At 68.3% G+C, this 24,448-nt stretch carries 20 protein-coding genes; 4 read left to right on the top strand and 16 right to left on the bottom strand.

Annotated elements, in window-relative coordinates; translation table 11 throughout:
• Positions 1 to 132 precede the first annotated feature (132 nt).
• The gene (locus tag AC07OC_RS02535; RefSeq protein ID WP_218341149.1) at positions 133 to 789 is read left to right on the top strand and encodes a hypothetical protein; all 657 of its coding nucleotides are present in this window, start codon (positions 133 to 135) and stop codon (positions 787 to 789) included.
• Between the two features lie 130 nt (positions 790 to 919).
• Here the strand turns inward: AC07OC_RS02535 and AC07OC_RS02530 are convergent, their stop codons facing one another.
• The 7 genes from AC07OC_RS02530 to AC07OC_RS02500 all read right to left on the bottom strand — a co-directional run bounded on the left by AC07OC_RS02530 (position 920) and on the right by AC07OC_RS02500 (position 7,202).
• Entirely contained in the window at positions 920 to 1,567 is a 648-nt protein-coding gene (locus AC07OC_RS02530) for a DUF1569 domain-containing protein (RefSeq protein WP_218341148.1), read from the bottom strand.
• A 176-nt stretch (positions 1,568 to 1,743) separates the two neighbouring features.
• The gene (locus AC07OC_RS02525) at positions 1,744 to 3,012 is read right to left on the bottom strand and encodes a GGDEF domain-containing protein (protein ID WP_218294844.1); all 1,269 of its coding nucleotides are present in this window, start codon (positions 3,010 to 3,012) and stop codon (positions 1,744 to 1,746) included.
• Between the two features lie 158 nt (positions 3,013 to 3,170).
• Positions 3,171 to 4,466, bottom strand: a complete 1,296-nt coding sequence (locus AC07OC_RS02520) for a hypothetical protein (RefSeq protein WP_218341147.1) — start codon at positions 4,464 to 4,466, stop codon at positions 3,171 to 3,173.
• A 169-nt stretch (positions 4,467 to 4,635) separates the two neighbouring features.
• Positions 4,636 to 5,400, bottom strand: coding sequence for a hypothetical protein (locus AC07OC_RS02515; RefSeq protein WP_218294842.1), 765 nt, complete (start codon positions 5,398 to 5,400; stop codon positions 4,636 to 4,638).
• Between the two features lie 150 nt (positions 5,401 to 5,550).
• A complete protein-coding gene (locus AC07OC_RS02510) occupies positions 5,551 to 6,129 on the bottom strand; it encodes a hypothetical protein (RefSeq protein ID WP_218341146.1) in 579 nt (192 codons plus the stop codon).
• A complete protein-coding gene (locus tag AC07OC_RS02505; protein WP_218294840.1) occupies positions 6,126 to 6,425 on the bottom strand; it encodes a DnaJ domain-containing protein in 300 nt (99 codons plus the stop codon). The genes AC07OC_RS02510 and AC07OC_RS02505 overlap by 4 nt, the downstream gene beginning before the upstream one ends.
• A 63-nt stretch (positions 6,426 to 6,488) precedes the next feature.
• Entirely contained in the window at positions 6,489 to 7,202 is a 714-nt protein-coding gene (locus AC07OC_RS02500) for a YebC/PmpR family DNA-binding transcriptional regulator (protein WP_218294839.1), read from the bottom strand.
• 239 nt (positions 7,203 to 7,441) lie between these two features.
• Here AC07OC_RS02500 and AC07OC_RS02495 point away from each other — a divergent pair, with 239 nt between their 5' ends.
• On the top strand, positions 7,442 to 8,671 hold the full coding sequence (locus AC07OC_RS02495; protein ID WP_218341145.1) for a nucleoside recognition domain-containing protein: 1,230 nt from the start codon (positions 7,442 to 7,444) through the stop codon (positions 8,669 to 8,671).
• A 188-nt stretch (positions 8,672 to 8,859) separates the two neighbouring features.
• Here AC07OC_RS02495 and AC07OC_RS02490 read toward each other — a convergent pair whose 3' ends face one another.
• The 3 genes from AC07OC_RS02490 to AC07OC_RS02480 all read right to left on the bottom strand — a co-directional run bounded on the left by AC07OC_RS02490 (position 8,860) and on the right by AC07OC_RS02480 (position 11,080).
• Entirely contained in the window at positions 8,860 to 9,804 is a 945-nt protein-coding gene (locus tag AC07OC_RS02490) for a ZIP family metal transporter (protein WP_218341144.1), read from the bottom strand.
• Positions 9,805 to 9,871: 67 nt separating this feature from the next.
• Entirely contained in the window at positions 9,872 to 10,495 is a 624-nt protein-coding gene (locus AC07OC_RS02485; RefSeq protein ID WP_218341143.1) for a superoxide dismutase, read from the bottom strand.
• A 93-nt stretch (positions 10,496 to 10,588) separates the two neighbouring features.
• The gene (locus tag AC07OC_RS02480) at positions 10,589 to 11,080 is read right to left on the bottom strand and encodes a DUF2753 family protein (protein ID WP_218341142.1); all 492 of its coding nucleotides are present in this window, start codon (positions 11,078 to 11,080) and stop codon (positions 10,589 to 10,591) included.
• Positions 11,081 to 11,327: 247 nt separating this feature from the next.
• On the opposite strand from AC07OC_RS02480, the gene AC07OC_RS02475 reads away from it, so the two are divergent.
• Positions 11,328 to 12,035 carry a hypothetical protein gene (locus AC07OC_RS02475; protein WP_218341141.1) on the top strand — a complete coding sequence of 236 codons (708 nt, stop codon included), beginning with the start codon at positions 11,328 to 11,330 and terminating at the stop codon, positions 12,033 to 12,035.
• A gap of 9 nt (positions 12,036 to 12,044) precedes the next feature.
• Here AC07OC_RS02475 and AC07OC_RS02470 read toward each other — a convergent pair whose 3' ends face one another.
• The 3 genes from AC07OC_RS02470 to sbcB form a co-directional block, all read right to left on the bottom strand.
• On the bottom strand, positions 12,045 to 13,364 hold the full coding sequence (locus tag AC07OC_RS02470) for a protein kinase domain-containing protein (RefSeq protein WP_218341140.1): 1,320 nt from the start codon (positions 13,362 to 13,364) through the stop codon (positions 12,045 to 12,047).
• 29 nt (positions 13,365 to 13,393) lie between these two features.
• Positions 13,394 to 14,641, bottom strand: a complete 1,248-nt coding sequence (locus tag AC07OC_RS02465) for a cystathionine gamma-synthase family protein (RefSeq protein WP_218294832.1) — start codon at positions 14,639 to 14,641, stop codon at positions 13,394 to 13,396.
• A gap of 141 nt (positions 14,642 to 14,782) precedes the next feature.
• A complete protein-coding gene (gene sbcB, locus AC07OC_RS02460) occupies positions 14,783 to 16,228 on the bottom strand; it encodes an exodeoxyribonuclease I (protein WP_218294831.1) in 1,446 nt (481 codons plus the stop codon).
• Positions 16,229 to 16,441: 213 nt separating this feature from the next.
• Between sbcB and AC07OC_RS02455 the strand changes: the two genes are divergently transcribed.
• Positions 16,442 to 17,821: a lytic murein transglycosylase gene (locus AC07OC_RS02455; RefSeq protein ID WP_218294830.1), complete on the top strand. Its 1,380-nt coding sequence runs from the start codon at positions 16,442 to 16,444 to the stop codon at positions 17,819 to 17,821.
• A gap of 151 nt (positions 17,822 to 17,972) precedes the next feature.
• Here the strand turns inward: AC07OC_RS02455 and clpA are convergent, their stop codons facing one another.
• The 3 genes from clpA to dnaE all read right to left on the bottom strand — a co-directional run bounded on the left by clpA (position 17,973) and on the right by dnaE (position 24,388).
• Positions 17,973 to 20,321 carry an ATP-dependent Clp protease ATP-binding subunit ClpA gene (clpA, locus tag AC07OC_RS02450; RefSeq protein WP_218294829.1) on the bottom strand — a complete coding sequence of 783 codons (2,349 nt, stop codon included), beginning with the start codon at positions 20,319 to 20,321 and terminating at the stop codon, positions 17,973 to 17,975.
• A 57-nt stretch (positions 20,322 to 20,378) separates the two neighbouring features.
• On the bottom strand, positions 20,379 to 20,747 hold the full coding sequence (gene clpS, locus AC07OC_RS02445; protein ID WP_029414237.1) for an ATP-dependent Clp protease adapter ClpS: 369 nt from the start codon (positions 20,745 to 20,747) through the stop codon (positions 20,379 to 20,381).
• Between the two features lie 107 nt (positions 20,748 to 20,854).
• Entirely contained in the window at positions 20,855 to 24,388 is a 3,534-nt protein-coding gene (dnaE, locus tag AC07OC_RS02440; protein WP_218341139.1) for a DNA polymerase III subunit alpha, read from the bottom strand.
• Positions 24,389 to 24,448 lie beyond the last annotated feature (60 nt).

Raw genomic sequence — 24,448 nt, 5'->3', positions numbered from 1 at the left:
CCGTCGGGGGATGGTAGCTTTGCACCCCGCGTTACCCCAAGCCGCAGCACGCCCTCCCTTGACCTGCATCAATCGCCACCCGAACATCCGGCCTGCACCTGCCGCGCGTGGCGGCCCCTTGAACCGACACCCATGACTGCCCTCACCACCCCGCCCCTTTCAGACACCCTGGCCTGGCTGCTGGGCCGCCCTGTCAGCCCCGAAGACGGGCTGCCGGAAGATGAACTGGCCGCCGCAAGCCATCGCCTGGGTGGCCCAGTGCCCCCTGCCCTGCACGCTTATTACGCCGCCGTGGGCAGGCGTGCCGATTTGATGGCCGGTTTTCAGCGGTTTGCGCCGCCGCAAGACTGGGAGTGCCTGGGCGACAAGCTGCTGTTTCTGGAAGAGAACCAGGGCGTGTGCTGGTGGGCCACCGATTCCCGGCAGCGGGTGTGGCAAACCACCGACCTGGATTCCCCGGACTGGTTCGAGGAAGCCGTGGGCCTGGAGGCGTTTTTGCACACCGTCGCCTACTACCAGATGGCACAGGGCGGCTATCCGTTCTGCGGCATGCGCACGGGCGGGGCGTCCTCAACGCCCGGCGAGTTGGCGTCGCTGCTGGACGCCCTGCGGGCGCGGCCCGTCGTGGACATGGCGGGGCTGCGCATCTTCACCGTGGGCCCGCAGGCGCTGGTGTGGTACCTGCACTCCGAGGGGGAGCTTGCGGAACCCGGTGTGTTCCTGAGCGTGCTGGACGCCCTGCGCTTTGACGCCCTCTGCGCCCAATGGGATTTTGACGATCTGGGCTGAGAGAGAATGGGCACATTCGGTTGAAATATGCCTCTGGCGCTTGCTGGACAAGCGCAAAAAGCTATAACTTCAATAGCATCCAGCCGGCATCCGCATGGCATGGAACTGCACAGGGCCGCGCAGCCCGCGCTCAGCCCCCTGCGTCAAACGCCGACAGATGATTGGCCAGGTGCATGGCGTGCGCCTGCTCGTACTGCGCCTTGTCCAGCGCCCCGTAGGCGAAGTGCGGGTGCAGCGGCCCCGCGTGCACGGAGAAGTCCTGCACGGCTTGGCGCAGCCGGGCCAGGGCCGCCGACGCCCCGGGCGTGGACGCATCCAGCGCGGGCGCGCCCGGGATGGGTTCCGCCAGGTCGTGGCTCATGCGGCCGCGCAGGGCAAACACGTTGAAAGCAGCCGCACCCAGGGTGTTCTGGAACAGCGCCGACCTGGGCGCCGGGAAGCCCCGCAGCGAGAACTCGATGCTCTGTGCGCAGTGCTCCAGCGTCTGCGGCCAGTTCCAGGCCGTGGCGGGCGCCAGCGGCTGGACCGCCGCGCCCGCAAGGCGCTCGACCTCTTGCATGGCGCGCGCCAGGGTGCCAAAGACGAGTTGCCGGTCGTTGCCCGGCCGGTACAGCAGGTAGCCTGCCCCGGCGGCCGCCGCCACACCCAAGGCGGCCAGCCCCGTGCCGGATGCCAGGAACGCCCTGCGCTGCGCTGCGGGCGCCGACGGCGATGCACCGGGCGCGGTGCCGGGGCCCGCGCCGCCGAGCGGGTTGCTGCCGTGGGGATTCAATGCCATGGGGGATGGTGGTGGTCTGGGAATGGACGGGACGAGGCAAGGCCACCATTGTGCGGCGGCGCGCTGCGCGGCGGCACGCCCGAAGGTCGGGCAGCCGACACAGGCAGCGTTTCAGGCCCATCAGGCAAGCGGCAGGGCCCGGCGGCGCGACCGCACGCGCGCCTGGTGGAAGCTGGCTACAGCACCGCCGCGCTGCGCGCAGTGCCTGGCCGCTCCGCGGGGCGCGGCCACTTCAACGGCACGGGATCGTCCGGCAGCGCCACGACCTCCACCCGGTTGCGCCCGCGCGCCTTGGCAAGGTACATCGCCTCGTCCGCCCGCTGCAGCACCGCCTCGGCCGAATCCCCGCTAGTGGACAGCGTGATGCCGATGCTCACGGTCAGGGCCACGCGCCGCCGTTCGGCATCCATGGGCTCGGACTCGACCAGCGCCCGCAGGCGTTCGGCCACGCCGGCGGCACCAGGGCCGTCAGCGTTGGGCAGGAAGATGGCGAACTCCTCCCCACCCAGGCGGCCCATCACATCCTCCCGGCGCAGGCAGCGGTGGGCCAGGTCCACGAAGTGGCGCAGCGCGTCGTCCCCGCACTGGTGGCCGCCGGTGTCGTTGATCTTCTTGAAGTGGTCGAGGTCCATCACCAGCACGGGCAGCGCGGCCCGGGTGCGCTGGGCATTGCTCAGGCCCTTGTCCAGCAGCGTGATGAAGGCGCGGCGGTTGAACACGCTGGTGAGCGGGTCGATCTCGGCGAGGTGGCGCAGCTCGCTCGTCACGAATTCATTGGTCAGCATCAGCACGCCAAACGCGATCATCACGAGGGCCACCGTGGCCTCCAGCACCACGAACTGCGACAGCTGCGTCAGCAGGCCGGCATCCGAAGGGGCGGCCAGCCGGAAGATCACGGGGCGCACCAGCACGCACACCCCATGGAAGGCCATGACGCCCGCGAGCAGGTAACGCGCCGGCACACGGCGAAAGCCACCCTGCGCCAGCGTGCGCGCCGTGAGCAGGAAGCACACGCCCGCGAACCAGCCCGCCAGGGCGAACCGCGCGCCGGGATGGGGCTGCGCCACCGTGAAATACACCGACAGCGCCACCAGCGACACGATGGCGGCCGCGGCATACCGGTGGGCGATGGGCGGGCGCCCCATGTAGGCGCGGCTGCCCAGCCAGCACAGGTAGGCCGCCAGCGCATTGGCCCCCTGCGCCAGCACCACGGCCGGCACTTCGGGCATCCGCTCGCGCGCCAGCAGCGTGGCGCAGAACACCGACGCGCCCAGGAATGACAGCGTCCACAGCCGCAGGCCCGGGATGTTCTTGTTGAAATGCCACACGGCATACAGCACTGCGGTAACCAGCGCCGACAGGATGGCCGCGAGAATGACGAGTGTGGGGCTGTGCACGGAGACGGAACGGGGCAGCGGCGTAAGGGAGCCCCGCGGGGCTGGCATGAAGGGATTGCGGCAGGACAAGAAACGCGCTGAATGTTAACCGAGCCGTTGCGAAATGCAGGAACTATCGCGCGGGGCCACGCGGCGGCGCCACGGGCGCGGGCCGCCGGTGCCAGCGCCCATGCCCAGGCCGCGGCCGGCCACCTCTTCCTTGGTGCTCAGTCGCCCACCACGTTGCACTCCCGGCGCAGCAGTGCCAGGGCGTCGTGCATCTGGTAGTCCATGTCGCTGAGCAGGGTTTTTTCCGCGTCCTGCACGAAGCCGGTCCACAGGGCGATGTAGTCCTGCTGGTGCACGCCGGGCGCATGGGCGCGGATGAAGTCGGCCGCCAGCGCGGGCTGCAGGCCCGATTTGCGGATCTTTCGGACGAGGCTCGCGGCGGTCTTCTCGGTCAGCAGCGTCTTCTTGGGGGCCCCGGCCGCCAGGCACAGGAACAGCGTGAGCAGCGAATGTTCGTCATCGTTGCCCTGCACCGTTCTCGTCCAGGTCTTGCTCGCGGGAAGCGGGGGTTCCTCACCCTCCTCCAGCGCATCCAGGCTGCGGTGGAAGTTGTCCACCTCGGCCAAGGGGTCGTCCAGCAGAAAGTAGCGCGCGCGGAAAGCGCCGGTGGGGCGCAGCAGCGTGCGCACCGGTGTGGCCGCGTCGAGCAGCTTGGGCAGGTCGGCCAGCACGCTGGCGCAATGCGCCTGCACCACCTCGCGCAGTTCGGCAGGCAAGCCGGCAGGCAGGCGCAGCTGCACGGGCGGCGCGAGCTTCTTCTTGCGCTGTGCCATCAGCACTTTTTCGAACGACACGGTGTTGGGCCACTCGCCGAGGTCCATGGCCTTGGGCGCCAGGGCCACCATGAGCAAGCCAGCGCGGATGACGGCTTCCGCGTCGGCGCCCGCGGCTTCCAGCTCGTCGGGGTCCAGGTCGAACTGCCCGGCCAGCCACTGGGCGGCCTGGATGGCCTGCGCAATCTGCGTGCGGCGCGCCAGCTCGGCCCGGTAGTCGGCGTGGCTGCGCAGCGACCACACGGCCAGCAGCGGGGTTTCGGCATCGGCATAGCCGGCCATGCCGAAATTGCTGCTCTCGGGCATGGCGATCAGGCGCTTGAGCATGTCCGAGCCCCCCTTGGAGCGCGACAGGAACGAATGGTCGCGCAGCGAGACGGCGGCCTCGTGCAGGTCGCCCCCGGTGGTGTCCAGCAGGTACAGACTGATGAGGTTGACCATGCGGTCGCGCGCCTTCTCCAGCTCGGGGCGCAGAAACTCGCTGCCAAAGTAGCGCGCGATCTGCACCATGCCCTTGGGCGCATCGGTGTTGATGGCCGCGAGCTTGTCGGCGCCAATCACGCCGTGCTGGACACCATGCGCCAGCGCCTTTTCAAAGAACGGGCGGGCGTCGTGGAGCTGCAGCGCGTTGGCGGCTGCAATCTCGTCAGTCGTTGAAGAAGGCGTGTTGGGCACAGTCATATCAGTATCTATCGCGCTTCGCAGTGCTCATGGGCCATGAAACTGGCACGCTCCAGGCCAGAACCGCCGCGCAAGGGCCGCCCCGCCGCGCTGGCGGTGTCCCCCTTCCCGAATGGCGCAGCCATTCGAGAGAAGGGGGAAGGCGCGAAGCGCCACAGGGGGTTGTCATCTAAATCGCGGATTCTTCGTCGGACGTGCGGGCGGCGGGCGTGGCCTTGCCACGGTCGGTTTCGCTGGTTTCGAACTTGCCGTCGTCTTCCTCGGCGGGCGATTCGTCGCCCTCTTCCAGGCCCAGGTCAAAGGCGCGGGCCTTGGCGCGCAGCACCAGCAAGGTTTCGATGAACAGGTCGCGGCACTCGTAGCGCAGCAGCCAGGCCATCTGCATCCAGTCGCGGTCCGCCACCTCGTCCTGGTCGATGCGCGGCTGCACATAGCCCGAGGCGAGGAGTTCGTCGTCGGTCAGCGTGGGGCCGTAGTCTTCCACCGCGTCGAACGTGCCGGTGCGGGCAAAGGCCTCGATGCGGCTCCACTTTTCGGCGAAGTAGTTGGCCAGTGCCTCGGCGCCGCCTTCCAGGTCGCCGATGGCCGTGAGGAACTCGACGGGATCGGCGTCGTCGCGGAAGATGACGGCATTGACCATGTTGCGCAGGTGCGTGTGCGTGAGGTCCTTGTACTGCTTTTCCAGCACCATCGCGCGCGCGAACTGCTCGGGCGTGACCAGCAGGTTGACCACCGAGGCCTTGGAGTCGTCGTACTCGCGCATCACGGCCAGGATGTCCTTGGGCGCGAGCTGGTCCAGCACCACCATCAGCGCGCCGTCCCCGTCGGTATCGGCCAGCTCGGCCAGCGCCGACTCGGCGCCCACGATGTCGCCGGCCGCGATCAGGCTGGTGGTCCTGGTGATCAGGGCGAGGTGGGTGTTGTTGCTGCTCATGCGTATTCCTTGGTGTGTCGCTGCGCCGGGCGCAGACCCCTAAAAACTGGTGCGCCGCCGTCGCCAGCGCCGCCTTGCCTTGGTCCGGCGTGGCCGGTCCGCAGCAGGCGGCCCCCTCGCGGGGATGGCGCGCAGCGCCTCGGGAGGGCCTCAGTCCTTCCTGTCGAACCCCACATCGGCCAGCCAGTTGGAGCTGGCTTCCTCGCGGGTGCGGCTGTTCTGCGGGTCCACGGCGTCGTCGGCGCTCAGGGCGCTGAAATCGTCATCGTGTTCCGCCGCATCCGCAGCGTCTTCGCCCTGGTCGCCGTCGCCCTCGGCCGCGTGCGCCGCGGGGGCCATGCGGGCATGCAGGTGCAGGTACTCGAGCCCGGCCGCCACCGCCATGAACCGGGCGCCCTGCGGCTCGCGCAGCACGGTCTGCGCCAGGCTCTGGGCCCAGGGCTCGAGCGTGACGGCATGGGCCAGGCTGTGCCAGTCGGGCAGTTCGTCCACCGCCAGGCCCAGCAGGTGCTCCACCGCGCCGGGCTTGGTGAAGCGAAAGCCGTGGTGAAAGACCACTGCGACCATCTCGGGGGCCAGCTCCATCATCTGCACCAGAAAGGCGATCTCGTTGCGCTTTTCCGCCAGGCGCTTGCGCAGGACGTCTTTGCCCTCGGAGTCGGAGACCAGGTCATCCAGCTCGGCCTGGTAGGCGGAGCGCAGATCGTAGAAGTAGGGAGATAGTTTCACGAAGCGGAAGAAGGAGAGGAAAGGATGCGCGAGGAGTAGGCCTGCCAGATCTCCTGCGCGGTCTGCAGCGGGTCGTCCAGCAGGTTGCGGCGGCGGTTGTCGTCGTAGGCCTGGCGGGCGGTGTCGTCCGACAGCACTTCGTAGGCCTTCTGCACGGCCTGGAACCGCTGGGCGGCGTCGGGCGCGTCGTTGCGGTCCGGGTGGTAGAACGACGCCTTCTGGCGAAAGGCCTTCTTGATGTCGGCGAGCGACGCGTTGGCCGCCAGCCCGAGGGCTGCGTAGTGGTCTGCGGTCATGGACAAGTCAATTGCGAGGGCGATGCAGGGAGCGGGCCCGGCCGCGAAGCCGGCGCACCGGCATCAGCCGCCCAGGCTCACGAACACGTTCTGGACGTCGTCGTTGGAGTCGATGGCCGCCAGGAAGTTCTCGACCTCTTCGAGCTGCTCGGGCGAGAGGTTGGCCGGGTTCACGGGGTTCTTGGGCTTGTAGCCCAGCTTGACCGACAGCACATTGAAGCCATGGGCGGGCAGCGCGCGGCTCACCAGGTCCAGGTCGGTGGGGTCGGTCCAGAAGGTGGTGGTGCCTTCCTCGTCGCCGGCCTCGAAATCCTGCGCGCCCGCCTCGATGGCAGCCAGTTCGGGGTCGGCATCGGGCGTGGCGGGCTCGGCTTCGATCATGCCCACATGGTTGAAGTCCCAGGCCACCGATCCCGAAGTGCCCAGCTGGCCCTTGCGGAACAGCACGCGCATCTCGGGCGCGGTGCGGTTCACGTTGTCGGTCAGGCATTCGACCATCACCGCCACCTGGTGGGGCGCGAAGCCTTCATAGATCACGCGCTCGTAGTTGACCGCGTCGGCGCCCGTGCCCGAGCCTTTCTTGATGGCGCGCTCCAGCGTGTCCTTGGGCATCGAGGCCTTGCGGGCCTGCTCGACCACCAGGCGCAGGCGCGCATTGCTGGCCGGATCGGCGCCGCCGCGCGCGGCCACGGTGATTTCCTTGACCAGCTTGCCAAACAGCTTGCCCTTGGCATCCGCCACCTGTGCCTTGCCTTTTGCTTTCCACTGCGCGCCCATGTTGGATCTCTTTTCGTTGGTGTTGCGGCGCGCCAGGCGCCTGAGGATGTGTGGTGCGGCCCCCGCAGGCGCGGGAAAAGCGCTTCCCAAAGCCCCCGCACGGCGGTAAACCGAACCCTATAGGGTACCACTGACCCATCCGTTGCCTGCCAGCCACGGTATCGGCGGGTGTTGCGCGGCAAGCCGGGTAACCTTGGCGGCATGCAGGCTGATCCCCCCACTCTTCCCGGTACCCCCTGATGCTCAACACCCTGTGGCTGGGCTTTTTCCTGACCGCCGCGGTGGCGGCGCTGGCGCAGTGGCTCGTGGCGGGCAACGCGCAGATCTTCGCCGCCATGGTCGAGGCGCTGTTCGCCATGGCCAGGCTCTCGGTCGAGGTGATGGTGCTGCTGTTCGGCACGCTCACGCTCTGGCTGGGCTTCCTGCGCATCGCCGAGAAGGCGGGCATCGTGGACGCCCTCGCGCGCTGGCTGGCGCCGCTGTTCCGCCGCCTCATGCCCGGCGTGCCCAGCGGCCACCCGGCCCTGGGTCTCATGACGCTGAACTTCGCGGCCAACGCGCTGGGGCTGGACAACGCGGCCACCCCCATGGGCCTGAAGGCCATGAAAGCCCTGCAGGAGCTGAACCCCGAGCCAGAGACCGCCACGAATGCGCAGATCCTGTTCCTGGTGCTCAATGCCTCCTCGCTCACGCTGCTGCCGGTGACGATCTTCATGTACCGCATGCAGCAGGGCGCGCCCGACCCGACACTCGTTTTCCTGCCCATCCTGCTGGCCACGTCCGCATCCACCCTCGTGGGCCTGCTCAGCGTGGCGGTGGTGCAGCGCCTGCCCTTGTGGAGCCCCGTGGTGCTGGCCTACCTGCTGCCCGTGGCGCTGGTGCTCGGCGGTTTCATGGCACTCCTGACCACGCTGAGCGCGGCGGCGCTGTCGCAGCTGTCTTCCCTGCTCGGCAACCTCACGCTGTTCATGCTGGTGGTGCTGTTCGTGGCCCTGGGCGCCTGGCGCAAGGTCGCCGTGTACGAGGCTTTCATCGAGGGTGCGCGCGAAGGCTTCGATGTGGCCAAGGGCCTGCTGCCGTACCTGGTGGCCATGCTGTGCGCCGTGGGGGTGTTCCGGGCATCGGGGGCGCTGGGCTATGTGCTCGACGGCATCCGCTGGTGCGTGCAGGTGCTGGGCGCGGACACCCGGTTCGTCGATGCGCTGCCCACCGCGCTGGTCAAGCCATTCTCCGGCAGCGCCGCGCGCGCCATGCTCATCGAGACCATGCAGGCCCAGGGCGTGGACAGCTTTGCCGCGCTGGCAGCGGCCACCATCCAGGGCAGCACCGAGACCACCTTCTACGTGCTGGCGGTGTACTTCGGCGCGGTGGGCATCCAGCGCACCCGCCACACCGTCAGCTGCGCGCTGCTGGCCGAGCTGGCGGGCGTGGTGGCGGCCATCGTGGTGTGCTACCGGTTCTTTGGGTAGGGAAAAAGGTCCCCCGGCATGTCTTGCCCCTCCCCCCGGCAAGCCGGCTTCGCGGTGGCACGGGTGCGGACCGCGCCGGGCGGAGGCAGCGGGGGCGGTGCCAGTCCTGCATTCCCTGCACTACGGATCAAATCGGCACCTCCCCCTTGACAGGAAAGCGCCGAAAGCTATTAATTCGATAGCAAAATTCACCCCAGCGCCGTATCCAGCAGCATCATGATCACGAAGCCCAGCATCAGGCCGCCGGTGGCCCAGGCCTCGTGGCCCTTGCGGTGCGACTCGGGGATGATTTCGTGGCTGATCACGAACAGCATGGCCCCGGCCGCGAAACCCAGCCCCCAGGGCAGCAGGCTTGCGGAGTAGCTGACCACGGCCGCACCCAGCACGGCGCCCACGGGCTCCACCAGCCCGGAGGCCATCCCGAGCCCCACGGCCAGCAAGCGCCGGTAGCCCGCGGCGAGCAGCGCCACGGCCACCACCAGGCCCTCGGGCACGTCCTGGATCGCGATGCCGGTGGCCAGGGCGCTGGCGCGCAGGGCATCGCCGCCCGCGTAGGCCACCCCGATCGCCAGCCCCTCGGGCAGGTTGTGCAGCCCGATGGCGAAGACGAACAGCCACGTGCGCCGCAGCGTGCGCGAGGCCTGCCCGCCCTCCACGCCCTTGATGAAGTGCTCGTGCGGCAGCAGCCGCTCCATCATCAGCAGCACCAGCGCGCCCAGCAGGATGGCCGCCCCCACCGTGCCCCCGGCCGCCCAGGCACCGGCGCCGCCCGCGCGTGCCGCCTGGATGCCGGGGATGATGAGCGAGAACGAGCAGGCGGCGAGCATCACGCCCGCGCCGAAGCCGAACAGCGTGTCCTGCGTGCGCTCGGAAAGGCGCTGCGAGAGCAGCACCGGCGCGGTGCCCAGCGCCGTGGCCAGCGCTGCCGCCAGGCCGGCCCAGAGCGCACCCAGCACCACCGGCTGGCCGGCGATCCAGGCCCATGCCTGCGCCGAGCCCGCCACGATGCCAAGCAGCACGATGCCCAGCCCGAGCCACTGCCGCCCACGCAGGGTGGCGACGCGGCGGGCCGCCGAGGCGGAACGCGCCAGCGGTTCGAGAACCGTATGGGTGGAAGCGGACGGGGTCTGCATGGCGGCTCCTGGGGTTGTCGGGGGGCGGTTTTCAGAATGCGGGTGGTGGAGCGGGCGCGATGGCCCGTCAGGCCCGGGCAAGCGCATGGCGGCGGGCCACCTCGGCCCAGTCGATGACGTTGTAGAACGCGGCGATGTATTCGGGGCGCCGGTTCTGGTATTGCAGGTAATAGGCGTGTTCCCACACATCAAGCCCCAGCACGGGCGTGTGGCCCGACATCGGGCCCGCCATGAGCGGGCTGTCCTGGTTGCCCGTGCTTTCCACCACCAGCTGGCCCGCCTTGGTCACGCAAAGCCAGGCCCAGCCGCTGCCAAAGCGCGTGAGCGCGGCCTTGGTGAAGGCCTCCTTGAAGGCGCCGAACCCGCCCAGATCCGTATCGATGGCCCGCGCCAGCTCTCCCTGGGGCTGGCCGCCGCCCCGGGGCGACATCACGCTCCAGAAGAGGCTGTGGTTGGCATGGCCGCCGCCGTTGTTGCGGACCGGGCCCTGCAGGTTCTCGGGCAGCAGCACCAGCCGCGCCACCAGCTCATCGATGGGCAGGTGGGCGTGCGGCGTGCCTTCCAGCGCGGCGTTCAGGTTGTTGATGTAGGTCTGGTGGTGCCGGGTGTGGTGGATCTCCATCGTGCGGGCATCGATGTGGGGCTCGAGCGCGTCATAGGCATAGGGCAAGGCGGGCAAGGTATGGGGCATGGTGTCCTTGGATCGGAAACGGAGTGGATAAAAAGGCCGGAGCGCGTCGTCCTTCGGGCCACGGCGCCGCACGGCAAGGAAGCGGCACGCCCTTCAGTGCGGCCCCGGGCCGTGGGCCAAATGGGCCGAGGCCAGGGCCTGCGTGACGGACGGGTGCGCGCCATGGGCCTGCACATGGCGCAGCAAGGCGGCATGGGTTTCGCGGCTGTGGCGCCACGCGGCCTGCTGCAGGCCCGCGCCGTGGCGCGCATCGGCCATCAGGCCCAGCAGCACGGCATGGGCGCGGCACAGGATCTGGGTGGCGTCGTCCACGGCGCCCGCCTGCACCTGCAGGTCGGCCACATTGAGGTGCGAGACCACGACCGCCGCCACGCAGTCGTCCTCGCGCCCCGGTGGCGGCGTGTGCTCCAGCAGCCGCAGCGACAACGCGAGGGCCTGGTGCTGATAGGCGGTCGCCATGCGCCATTGGCCCGTCTGCTGCGCTGCCCGTGCGCGCTGCACTGCATGCTGCCACCGCGCCAGCGTGGCGGGCGCGTGGTGCACGGCTGCGCTCTGGTGGGAGTTGGTGTGTACGCCGGTGTCCATGGCAATGCTCCTTGAAGAAGGACAAGCCTTTTGCGGTGGACGGGTGTGGCGTACTCAGGCATTTAAATGATACTGATTCTCATTCATATTGTCGAGATGGGGCGCCATCCCGGAAATGCCGGGTCAAAGGCCGGCGGGATAGCCAGTCAATCCGCCGCCCGCACTCCGCCTCCGCTCAACCCGTCGCCGCCGTGGTGCCGTCAGAGACACCGCCCGGCCCCCCTCCATCGTTCCACCACTGTTTGCCATGCATTTTTCGCCCCTGCTGCTTCGACCCCGGTCCCTTTTGCGCGCCTGCCGCTGGCGCGTGGCCCTGGCAGCCGCCGCTGCCGCGCTGGCTGCCGCCCCCCTGGCGGCTGGCGCCGCCACGCTGCATGACAACCTGGGGATGGGGGGACTGGGTTGGTTCAACGGGTTGAATTTCACCCAGTTCACCGCCGTGCGCATCCCCGTCGGAGGTGCCGGCTTCTCCGTGGCCGAGGTCACGCTGCTGCTCAGCAACGGCGGCGGCGTCAGCGCGATCGGCACGGTGAACCTGCAGGTCTGCGACGATGGCCCTGGCGGCACGGCGCCCGGGCCATCGTGCGCGGCGTTCGCACCCGTCGGTCCGATCTCGTCGTCACTGGAACCCGTACGGTTCACGGGCAGCTACGCCGCGCCGGCCGGGCAGCACCTCTGGGTGGTGGCCAAGGCCGCCGTGGCCGGGGACACCTTCCGCTGGGGCACGGCGGCGGACGCCGGTGACACGTTTTACACCGTCGACGCTGGCGCCAGCTGGGTGGCGGATACGAACAGCGTGCTGCTGCGCATCACCGACAGCGGCGCGGTACCCGCCGGGCCCGCCGCCATCCCCACGCTGTCCCTCCCGGCGCTGCTGGCCCTGTCGCTGGGCGTGGCGGCAGCGGGCGCCGGGTGGAGCCGGCGCCGCGCGGCGCGGGAACCAGCGGTGCGATGAGCGGCGGCCTCACTCCGGCCCGCTCAGGCCCTGTTCCCACTCCGCCAGCTGCTCGCTGGTGGCAATCAGCCGCCCCACCAGCAGCTTGATGAACGCCTTGTCGAAGTGCGACTGCAGGTCTTCCGACGCTCCGCGCAGCGCCGGGTTGCGCACCTTGAGCACCAGCACCTCGGTCTCTGCCACGGCGGTGGCGGTGCGCTTCCTGTTCTCCGGGCGCAGGTAGGTCATCTCGCCCAGGGTGACGCCCGGGCCCAGGGTGCTGAGGGTCCAGCCCTGGCGGCTCACGGCCACCTGCCCCTCGATGAGGATGCAGAAGGAGTCGCCAGGCGTGTTCTCGCGCATGAGCACGGTGCCCCGCTCCAGCCGGCGCCAGCTGCCCAGGCGCATCAGCTCCCACAGCGCCACGTCGTGGAAGTCGGCGAAGAACGGCAGTGCGCGCAGGCGCGCGAAGCGTTCGGCCTCGGTGTCCTGCGAGCGCTGGCGCGGCAGGCCCTGGTGGGCGGCGAGCAGGGCCTGGGCGAAATCCTGCCAGGTGGCAAAGCGGTCTGCGGGCTGCTTGGCCAGGGCGCGCAGCAGCACGTCGTCCACATGGCCGGGCAGCGAGGCGCGCAGCAGGCTGGGCGGCGTGGGGGCTTCGTTGCCGATCTTGTAGAGGGTCGCGAAATCCGTGTCGCCGTCGAAGGGGCGGCGGCCGGTGAGCAGTTCGTACACCACCACGGCCAGCGAGAACATGTCGCTGTGGTGGGTGAGGTCCTGCTCGCGCACCTGTTCGGGCGACATGTACGACGGCGAGCCCACCAGGCCCGACAGCTGCGTGGCATCGCTGCGCAGCGACAGCGCCGCGCCGAAGTCGGTGAGCTTGACGTCGCCGCCCTGGGCCAGCATCAGGTTGGCGGGCTTGATGTCGCGGTGCACCAGGCCCTCGCGGTAGGCGTATTCGAGCGCGTTGCAGCACTTGAACGCGATGTCCAGCACCTGGGGCACGGGCAGCAGCGCGTCGGGCGTCGCAAACGCCGACAGGGGCTGTCCGTCGACGTATTCGAGCACCAGGTACGGCGGCAGCGCCTCTTCGTCCGCATCGAGCAGGCGCACGATGTTGGGGTGGCGCAGGCGGCCGGACAAGGCGGCCTCGTTGCGCAGCAGCTTGCGGTAGCGCTCGGCCTGCTCGGGCTGCCTGAGCAGGTGCGCGTGGGTCTGCTTGATGGCCACCTTGCGGCCCCGAAAACCGTCCAGCCCCAGGAACACGATGCCGCTGGCGCCCCGGCCCAGCTCGCGCTCGATGCGGTACTTGCCAATGCTGGCGGGCGGGGCCGAGGTGGTGGTGGCCATGGCGCGCTGACAGGTTGCGGGGTGCCGCCTCAGCAGCCGGCCAGGGCCTGCTCGAAGTCCGCGAGCAGGTCTTCCACCTCTTCCAGCCCGACCGACAGCCGGATCATGCTGTCGGCGATGTCCATGGCGGCGCGCACGGCCGGGCCGGCCTCCCAAAAGATGGTGTGGGCCACCGGGATGATGAGCGTGCGCGTGTCCGCCAGGCCCGTGGCCTTGATCGGCAGCTGCAGCCGGTTGCACACGGGCAGGCACTGCCCGGGGTCGCGCAGCTCGAACGACAGCAGCCACGAACCGGCCTTGAGGTGCTTCTGGGCAAACGCGTACTGGGGGTGCGACGGCAGGCCGGGGTACAGCACGCGCGAGACCGCCGGGTGCTGCTCCAGCCATTGCGCCAGGGCCAGGGCCGTGGCGCTGGTGCGGTCCATGCGCAGCGACAGGGTTTCAGCGCCCAGCGCGATCTGGTGCGCGGCGTGGGAAGACAGCGTGGCCCCCATGTCGCGCAGGCCCTTCTTGCGCAGTTGCTGAAGGCCCCAGCCCTTGGCGTCGCCCTTGCGGTAGGGGGCGAAGATGTTGGGGTACGTGCTCCAGTCGAACAGGCCGGTGTCGGTCACCGCGCCGCCCAGCGCCGCACCCTGCCCGCCGATGCTCTTGGTGAGCGAGTTGAGCACCAGCCCCGCGCCCACCGTGGACGCGCGAAACAGGTAGGGCGACGCCACGGTGTTGTCCACCACGTACAGCAGGCCGCGCTCGCGGCAGACCGTGCCCACGCCGTCCAGGTCGGGGACCTGCGTGCCGGGGTTGGCGATGGTCTCGACAAACACCATGCGGGTGTTGGGCCGCACCGCGGCGGCCACGTGGGCGGCGTCCGTCACGTCCACCAGGGTCACCTCGATGCCCAGGTCGGCCAGCGTGCCGAACACGCTGTTGGTGTTGCCAAACACGAACTGGCTGGCCACCAGGTGATCGCCCGCCTTGAGCAGCGTGAGAAAGATCGCGCAGATGCCCGCCATGCCGGTGGCGAACACGATGGTGCCCTGCCCTTTTTCCATCTGCGTGAGCTTGGCTTCCAGTGCGGCGGTGGTGGGCGTGCCCTGGCGCGCGTAGTTGAAGCCGCCCTTGCTCGTGCCCTGGAACACGGCGATCAGGTCCTCGACCTTGTCGTAGCCGTACTGCACGGAGGTGTGGATCGCCTTGTGGATGGCCCCATGCTCCGCGCCGCCCTGGCGGTCGGCGTGCAGGATCTCGGTCGTGAAATGGTTGGTCTGCGGTGTCGTCATAACAAGAAGCGATGTCTATGTGAAAGGCACTGGCGCCCAAAAACCGGCGCGCCCCCATACCAGCGCACCCGTGGAACTGGCTCCGCCAGGCCACCGGGTGCGTCCCCCTCAGGGGGAAGGCGCGCAGCGCCTCAGGGGGAGTCACCGCTCCGGCGCGATGTGCTCCGCGTAATCGTACAGGGCCCCCAGGATGTCCTGCGTGCGGTCGTCTTCGGCGGTCTCCGACAGCGTGTCGATTTCGGTGAACAGCTGCTCCACCGTGCGTGCCCCGCCCTGCCCGTCGAACAAGCAGGCTGCGCGGTGCGCCTCCCACTGCTGCGCTTCTTCAGGCGACAGCGTAGCGGGGAAGTTGCGCGCCCGGTAGCGCCACAGCAGCTCGGCCAGGCGCGGGTCGTCGAACGCGGCGCGGGAGCGGGCCAGCTTCTCGCCGCTCATAGTGCGCAGGTCGTTGAGCAGCCGGCGGTCGTTGTTGCCGACGAAGCCGCCGTACAGGTCCTGGTCCACATCGGGCGTGGCCTCGGGCGGGCGGGCGAACACGGCGGGCCAGATGCCGCTCATGTCGGGCAGGCCGCGGGCCACCTCGGCATGCTGGGCGGCCTGGGCCAGGTCGATGCCCCAGCGCTGGGCCAGCGCGGGCGTGAGCGTGTTCACGTTGCCCACCACCATGGGCGACTTGTTGAGGTGGATGGTCTTGACCGGCAGGCGCGTCACGCCGTCGGGTAGCGCGTCGGCCTTGCTGAACATGCGCAGGCGGATCTCGTCGGCCCCCATGGTGGCGAGGGCCGCCGGATCCTGGGAGAGATCCCAGGCGATGAGTTCGTTCTTGTTGGTGGGATGGCTGGCCAGCGGCCACATCACGGCCAGGCACCCGCGCTCGGCCGGGAACATGCCCGAGACGTGCAGGAACGGCCGGGCCGTGATGGCGGTGGCGGGCAGGCGAAGCTCGGTGGCCACGCGGTCCTTCTTGTGCAGCGAGAGCGCGAAGTCGAAGAGCTTGGCGTTGCGCTCGCGGATGAGCCGCGCCAGCGCAATGGTGGCGCGCACGTCCGACAGCGCATCGTGCGCCGCCTCGTGCACCAGACCGTTGGCCTTCGAGAGATGCTCGAGCTTGAAACTCGGCGAGCCGTCCTCCTTCCGGGGCCACTGGATGCCGTCGGGCCGCAGCGCGTACGTCATGCGCACCACATCCAGCAGGTCCCACCGCCCGCACTGGTTCTGCCATTCGCGCGCGTACGGATCGATGAGGTTGCGCCAGAACATGAAGCGCGTGATCTCGTCGTCGAAGCGGATGGTGTTGTAGCCCACACCGATGGTGCCGGGCTGCGCGAATTCAGCCTCGATGCGGGCGGCGAACTGGTGCTCGGGCACGCCTTTTTCCAGGCACAGCTGCGGCGTGATGCCGGTGATGAGGCAGGACTGCGGATCCGGCAGGTAGTCGCTGGCCGGCTGGCAATAGAACATCAGCGGCTCGCCGATTTCATTGAGCTCGGCATCGGTGCGGATGGCCGCGAACTGCGCGGGCCGGTCGCGGCGCGTGTTGGCACCAAAGGTTTCGTAGTCGTGCCAGAGGAAGGTGTGGGGGGCCATGGTCGGTGGGCAAACAGGGGCGGGACGGGAACAAGGCAGGGGAAACAGCGAACTGTAACCTGATTTGCAGGCATTTTTAGCCCGCAGCGCATACCGTTCAAGCGCTGGCAGCTATCAAAATAGTAGTAATCGAAGGCCACCGCCTCCGCGGCCGCTTCACGCCGTGATACACCTGTGGCCCGGCTCCCGCGCTGCGGCACGGGACAATGGCGCATGCACAGCACCCACCGAGCACCTTTCCCGTTCTTGCGGCACCCTATCTCCCTCGCGTCCCCACTCCGGCTCCCGCTGGCGGCCTGGGCGGCCGCCCTGGCGCTGGCGGGTTGCGCCGCCGCCCCGTCCCCCTCCCACCGCCCTAGCGCAGGGACGGCGCCGCAGGCGGCAGCCGCCCGCGTGGCGCCCCCCGCTGCAACCGGCCCGGACACCCCCGCATCCTCCCCCGGCGGCCCCGCCGCCGACATGGTGGACCACGCAGCGGGCTTCGCTGCCTGGCGCGCCGCCTTTTCCGCGCAGGCCCTGGAGGCCGGCATCCAGCCCGGCACGGTGCGCAGCGTGCTGGGCCAGGCGCAATGGCAGCCCCGCGTGGTGGAACTGGACCGCGCGCAGCCCGAATTCACCCGCACGCCGTGGTCCTACCTCGACAACGCGGTCTCCCCGCAGCGCATCGCCCAGGGCCAGGCCAAGCTGGCCGAACACAGCGCCGCGCTCGAGGCGGCCGCCGCCCGCTACGGCGTGCCGGCCACCCTCATCACGGCGATCTGGGGCATGGAGAGCAACTACGGCAGCAATTTCGGCACGTTTCGCACCGTGGACGCGCTGTCCACGCTGGCCTACGAAGGGCGCCGGCGCACCTGGGCCCAGGCGGAGCTGCTCGCGGCGCTGCGCATCGTGGACCAGGGCGACATCCCGGCGGAGCGCATGCTGGGTTCCTGGGCCGGCGCCATGGGACACACGCAGTTCCTTCCTTCCGTCTTCCTGGCCTACGCCGTGGATGCCGACGGCGACGGACACCGCGACATCTGGGGCAGCATCCCGGACGTGGTGGCATCCACCGCCCACTTCCTGTCCCGCTCGGGCTGGCAATCCGGCGAGCCCTGGGGCGCCGAGGTCCAGTTGCCGGCGGCCTTCGACCACGCGCGCGCGGACCCGGCGGTGCGCCAGACCAGCGCGCAATGGGAGGCCGAGGGCGTGCGCACGCCAGGGGGCCAGCCGCTGCCCCCCCTGGGCGCGGCCTCCATCGCGACCCCTGCCGGAGCGCGCGGGCCCGCCTTTCTGGTGGGGGCGAACTTCCGGGCGATTCTTCGCTACAACAACTCCGTCAACTACGCCCTGGCGGTCGCACTGTTGTCCCGGCAGATCGGCGGGGGCGGCCCCATCGCCGCGCCCTGGCCACGCGACCTGGAGCCCCTGTCGCGCACCCAACTGCAGGCCCTGCAGGAGGCACTGAACCGCAAGGGCTTCGCGGCCGGCACCCCGGACGGCGTGATGGGCCCCGCCACCCGCGCAGGGCTGCGCGCCTTCCAGCGCAGCACCGGCAGCGTGGCGGACGGCTATCCCACCCTGGAAATGCTGCAGCGCCTGCAGGCGCCCTGACCCCGCAGGGCCCCGCCCGGCTGCACGCCCCCACGGACAGCGCGAAAAGCGCAAGCTTCCGCGAATCCGGCCAAAAAAAAGCCCACGGCATACACCGTGGGCTTTTACCTGGCCGGCACGCACGCGGCCAGGGCGGCCGCGCCGCCGCGTGTCAGTCCGCCGTGGCCTCTTCCGGCTCGGCAGGTTCGGACTTGGCCGAGCGCTCCTTCTTGGGCAAGGGCTGGATGTCCAGCAGCACCTCCGACGTTTCCACGCCCTTGTCGTCGGTCTTGAGCTCGATGTCGACCGTCAGGCGGCCCCCTTCCGTCAGGCGGCCGAAGAGCAGCTCGTCGGCCAGTGCACGGCGGATGGTGTCCTGGATCAGGCGCTGCATCGGCCGCGCGCCCATGAGCGGATCGAAACCCTTCTTGGCCAGGTGCTTGCGCAGGGCATCGGTGAAAGTGACTTCCACCTTCTTCTCCGCCAGCTGCGTTTCCAGTTGCAGCAGGAACTTGTCCACCACGCGCAGGATGATCTGCTCGTCGAGCGCCTTGAAGTTGACGATGGCATCCAGCCGGTTGCGGAACTCGGGCGTGAACAGGCGCTTGATGTCGCCCATCTCGTCGCCCGCCTGGCGCGGGTTGGTGAAGCCGATCGTCGCTTTGTTCATGGTCTCGGCACCGGCGTTCGTGGTCATGATGATGAGCACGTTGCGGAAGTCGGCCTTGCGGCCGTTGTTGTCCGTCAGCGTGCCATGGTCCATGACCTGCAGCAGCACGTTGAAGATGTCCGGGTGCGCCTTCTCGATCTCGTCGAGCAGCAGCACCGCGTGCGGCTTCTTCGTGATGGCTTCCGTCAGCAGACCACCTTGGTCGAAACCGACATAACCTGGAGGCGCGCCGATCAGGCGGCTCACGGCGTGGCGCTCCATGTACTCCGACATGTCGAAGCGGATCAGCTCGATGCCCATGATGTAGGCCAGCTGCTTGGCCGCCTCGGTCTTGCCCACGCCCGTGGGGCCGCTGAACAGGAACGAGCCGATGGGCTTGTCACCCTTGCCAAGGCCCGAACGCGCCATCTTGACCGCGCTGGCCAGCACTTCCAGGGCCTTGTCCTGGCCGAACACCACGCTCTTCAAGTCACGCTCCAGCGTCTGCAGCTTGCCGCGGTCGTCGTTGGAGACGTTGGCCGGCGGAATGCGCGCGATCTTGGCGACGATCTCCTCGATCTCGGCCTTGCCGATGGTCTTCTTGCGCTTGCTCGGCACCATGATGCGCTGCGCGGCGCCCGCCTCGTCGATCACGTCGATGGCCTTGTCGGGCAGGTGGCGGTCGTTGATGTACTTGGCGCTCAGCTCGGCGGCGGCCTGCAGCGCGGCCGCGGCGTACTTCACGCTGTGGTGCTCTTCGAAGCGCGACTTCAGGCCCTTCAGGATGTCGATGGTTTCGGCCACGCTGGGCTCCACCACGTCCACCTTCTGGAAGCGGCGCGACAGCGCGGCGTCTTTTTCAAAGATGCCGCGGTACTCCGTGAAGGTCGTCGCGCCGATGCACTTGAGCTGGCCGCTCGAAAGCGCCGGCTTGAGCAGGTTCGAGGCATCCAGCGTGCCACCCGACGCGGCGCCCGCACCGATCAGCGTGTGGATCTCGTCAATGAACAAGATTGCATTGGGCTTGTCCTTGAGCGACTTGAGAACGCCCTTGAGGCGCTGCTCGAAGTCACCCCGGTACTTGGTGCCCGCCAGCAACGCGCCCATGTCGAGCGAGTACACGGTGGCCTCCGCCAGGATCTCCGGCACGTCGTTCTGCGTGATGCGCCAGGCCAGGCCCTCGGCGATCGCGGTCTTGCCCACGCCGGCTTCGCCCACCAGCAGCGGGTTGTTCTTGCGGCGGCGGCACAGGATCTGAATCGTGCGCTCCACCTCGTAGTGGCGCCCGATCAGCGGATCGATCTTGCCTTCCTTGGCGGCCTGGTTCAGGTTCTGGGTGAACTGCTCCAGCGGCGAGGCCTTCTCGTTGCGCTCGGAGCCACCGCCCTCTTCGCCTTCGGCCTGGTTTTCCGCCTTGGCGGGCTCTGGCGGCTCGCCCTTCTTGATGCCGTGGGCGATGAAATTGACCACGTCCAGCCGCGTCACGCCCTGCTGGTGCAGGTAATACACGGCATGGGAATCCTTCTCGCCGAAGATGGCCACGAGCACGTTGGCGCCCGTGACTTCCTTCTTGCCATTGCCCGTGGACTGCACGTGCATGATGGCGCGCTGGATCACACGCTGGAAGCCCAGCGTGGGTTGCGTGTCCACCTCGTCGGTGCCAGCCACCTGGGGCGTGTTGTCTTTGATGAAGTTCGCCAGCGATGAACGCAGATCATCGATGTTGGCAGAACAAGCGCGCAGCACCTCCGCTGCGCTGGGGTTATCGAGCAATGCAAGCAACAGATGCTCCACGGTGATGAACTCGTGGCGCTGCTGACGGGCCTCAACAAAGGCCATGTGCAAGCTGACTTCCAGTTCCTGGGCAATCATGTGAACTCCTTTGTGCTTGCGTGGAAGGGATAACTGTAGATCGGGATCAAAAACCTGTTATTCAACAGGCTCACTGACACATTGCAGTGGGTGGCCCGCCTTGAGGGCGGCGTCAAGCACTTGTTCCACCTTGGTGGCAGCCACATCGCGGGAGTAAACGCCGCAGACGCCTTTGCCATCGAGGTGGATCTTCAACATGATCTGGGTGGCTTGCTCGCGGTCCTTGCTGAAAAACTCCTGCAGCACCACGATGACGAACTCCATGGGGGTGTAGTCGTCATTGAGCATGACCACCTGGTACATCTGGGGCGGCTGGGTCTTTTGTGTGCGTCTTTCGAGCACGACCGAACCGCCATCATCCCGCGCTGGCCGGGTCACGGGCGGCGCGGTGGGGGGTGAAGGTGGTTTTGTTGCCATGAAAATCATTCTAGCGATCCGCGCGGGGTGATGCCGTGAGAGAAATCTGACGTTGATCCTGTTTTTTTCAAGCTATGGCGCGCCGGATATTCACTCTTTGGTGTCGCGGGCCCGCCCTATTCGTAGACCACGGTGGCGGACCCGCTGCCAGCCTGGGCCGTCCAGGCCGCGAGCGCCGCGTCGGTGGGATAGAAACGGGCGCTTTCTCCCAGTTGCAGCTCCGCGACCGCCGCCGCGTCGCCCGCCACGCAGCGCACGCCCATGCGCACCCGCAGGCCATGGACCAGTTCGCCCTCCGCGATCTCCTCGCGGCGGGCGGGAAATTCCCGCACCAGCCGGGGCACATCCGGCCCCTTGTCGCCCACCAGCACATGCAGATACTTGCCGAAGCGGCAGCGCGCCCCGGCCAGATCCCAGACCTGCTGCACCTTCACGCGCAGCCCGCCACTGAAATGGTCCAGCTGCAGGCGGCCCATCATCACCACGAACTCGTCTTCCTTGAGCTGGTTGCGGTAGGTGTTGAGCAGTGCCTCGTCCGCGGAGGCTTCGATGACACCGGATTTGTCGTCCAGGCGGAAGAGGCCCAGCCTGCCGCGCTGGCCATTGATCACCCGGAAGTCGCTGATGATCCCGGCGAGGACCTGGGGTTCTCGGCTGTCCAGCAGCTCGTCGATGGAGGTGCGCACGAAGCGCCGCACCTCGGTGGCGACTTCGTCGAACAGATGGCCGGAGAGGTAGAAGCCGACCGCCGTTTTCTCCTGCGTCAACCGCTCCTTGATGCCCCAGGGCATGGCATCCACCAGATCCGGCTCCTGCGTGCTCGAGCCATGGGCGTCGTCGCCCATCATGTCGAAAAGCCCCCCCTGGTTCACATTGGCCAGCGTGGCCGCCGAAAAATCGAACGCGCGGTCGATGGAAGCCACCAGGGAGGCACGGTTGAGGTGGAGCGAGTCAAACGCACCCGCCTTGATCAGCGCCTCCACCGTGCGCTTGTTCAGGCGCGCCCGGTCCACCCGCACGCAGAAGTCGAACAGGCTCTTGAACGGGCCGGTGGTCGAGCCTTGCGGCCCCTCGCCCCGCCCCTCGCGCGCGGCCACGATGGCTTCGATGGCCTGCTGCCCCGTGCCTTTGACGGCCCCCAGGCCGTAGCGGATGATCTTGTCGGTCACCGGCTCGAAGCGGTAGAAGCCCCGGTTGACATCCGGCGGCTCGAACGAGAGCCCCATCTTCTGCGCGTCCTCGAACAGCACCTTGAGCTTGTCGGTGTCGTCCATTTCCACGGTCATGTTGGCGCAGAAGAACTCGGCCGTGAAGTGCACCTTGAGCCAGCCGGTGTGGTACGCCAGCAGCGAGTACGCGGCAGCGTGCGACTTGTTGAAGCCGTAGCCGGCGAACTTCTCCATCAGGTCGAACACTTCGTCGGCCTTCTCCTGGCCAATGCCCTTCTCGGCGGCCCCCTTGCGGAAGATCTCGCGGTGCTCGGCCATCTCCTCGGCCTTCTTCTTGCCCATGGCGCGGCGCAGCATGTCGGCGCCGCCCAGGCTGTAGCCCCCCAGCACCTGGGCGGTCTGCATCACCTGCTCCTGGTACACCATGATCCCGTAGGTCTCGGCGAGCACCTTTTCCACCAGCGGGTGCGGGTATTCCACGACCTCCTTGCCGTGCTTGCGGTTCACGAAGCTGGGGATCAGGTCCATGGGGCCCGGGCGGTACAGCGCGTTGAGCGCGATCAGATCCTCCAGCCGGCTGGGGCGCGCCTCCTTGAGCATGCCCTGCATGCCCCGGCTTTCAAACTGGAACACCGCCTCGGTCTTGCCTTCCGAGAACAGGCGGTAGGTGGGCCCGTCGTCCAGCGGGACGGCTTCATACGTGAAGTTCTCCTGCCCCTTGTGGCGCTTCATGATGAATTCGCGCGCGATCTCCAGGATGGTCAGCGTGGCCAGGCCCAAGAAGTCGAACTTCACCAGGCCGATGGCCTCCACGTCGTCCTTGTCGTACTGGCTCACGGCCGATTCGCTGCCCGGCTGCTGGTACAGCGGGCAAAAGTCGGTGAGCTTGCCCGGCGCGATCAGCACCCCGCCCGCATGCATGCCGATGTTGCGCGTCATGCCCTCGAGCTTCTGGGCCATCTCGATGATGGTCTTGACGTCCTCTTCCTTCTGCACGCGCTCGTACAGCTGCGGCTCCAGTTCCAGCGCGTAGTTGTTCTTGTCGCCTTCCTTCTTCACCTCGGGCGGGTAGGCCAGCGTGTACGACATGCCGGGCTTGCCCGGCACCAGCTTGGAGATGCCGTCGCAGAACATGTAGCTCATGTCCATCACCCGGCCCACGTCGCGGATGGCCGCTTTGGCGGCCATGGTTCCGAAGGTGGCGATCTGGCTCACCGCGTTCTTGCCGTACTTGTCCTTCACGTAGTCGATCACCCGGTCCCGGTTGGACTGGCAGAAGTCGATGTCGAAGTCGGGCATGGACACCCGTTCGGGGTTCAGGAAGCGCTCAAACAGCAGGTTGTACTGAAGCGGGTCCAGGTCGGTGATCTTGAGCGCATAGGCCACCAGCGAGCCGGCGCCCGAGCCCCGGCCCGGCCCCACGGGACAGCCGTTGGCCTTGGCCCACTGGATGAAGTCCCCCACGATGAGGAAGTAACCCGGAAAGCCCATCTTGAGGATGGTGCCGATCTCGAACTCCAGCCGCTCCACGTAACGCGGGCGCTGCTGGTCGCGCTCGGCCTCCTTGGGAAACAGCAGTTTCAGCCGCGCCTCCAGGCCATCGAACGATGCAAGCCCGAAATACTCGTCGATCGGCATGCCGTTGGGTGTGGGAAAGTCCGGCAGCTGCGGCTTGCCCAGCACCAGGGTGAGGTTGCAGCGCTGCGCGATTTCCACCGTGTTCGCGATGGCCGAGGGCACGTCCGCAAACAGCGCCTCCATCTCCGCGGACGATTTGAAGTACTGGTCGCGCGTGAACTTGCGCACGCGGCGCGGATTGGCCAGGATCTCGCCCTCAGCGATGCAGATGCGCGCTTCGTGCGCCTCGTAGTCGTCCGCCGTGGCGAACTGCACCGGATGCGTCGCCACCACGGGCAAGCTCAGGCGCGCCGCCAGCTGCGCCGCGGCCACCACGTGGCTTTCATCGTCCACGCGGCCCGCCCGCTGCAACTCGATGTAAAACCGGTGTGGAAACAGCCCCGCCAGGCGCAAGGCCACCTGGGCGGCGCCCGACTCATCCCCCTTCAGGAGGGCCTGCCCCACGGGCCCTGCCTGTGCCCCGGCCAGAGCGATCAGCCCCTCCGAAAGCTCCTGCAGCCAGTCCCAGGTGCACAGCGCCAGGTTCTTGACGACATTGCGCGTCCAGGCGCGCGCCAGCAGTTCAGACAGATTGAGGTAGCCCTGGCGGTTCTGCACCAGCACGATGAGGCGCGAGGGCGCTGCGCCCGCCTCGCCCTCCAGAAATATCTCGGCCCCCAGGACGGGCTTGACGCCCTTGCCCCGCGCCTCCTTGTAGAACTTGATCGCGCCAAAAAGGTTGTTGAGATCGGTGATGGCCAGCGCGGGCTGGCCGTCCTTGGCGGCGGCCTTGGCCACCTCATCGATTCGATTGGTACCGTCGACGACGGAAAACTCGGTGTGCAGGCGCAGGTGAACAAACATGGGAGCATTGTAGAAAGCCCCACGCGCCTCGCCACGAAAGCCAGCCGCACGGCGCCTCTT

This window comes from Acidovorax sp. GW821-FHT10E04 (assembly GCF_059415185.1).
Note: the sequence above shows the minus strand (reverse complement) of the source record. Positions and strands in the feature narration are given on the sequence as shown.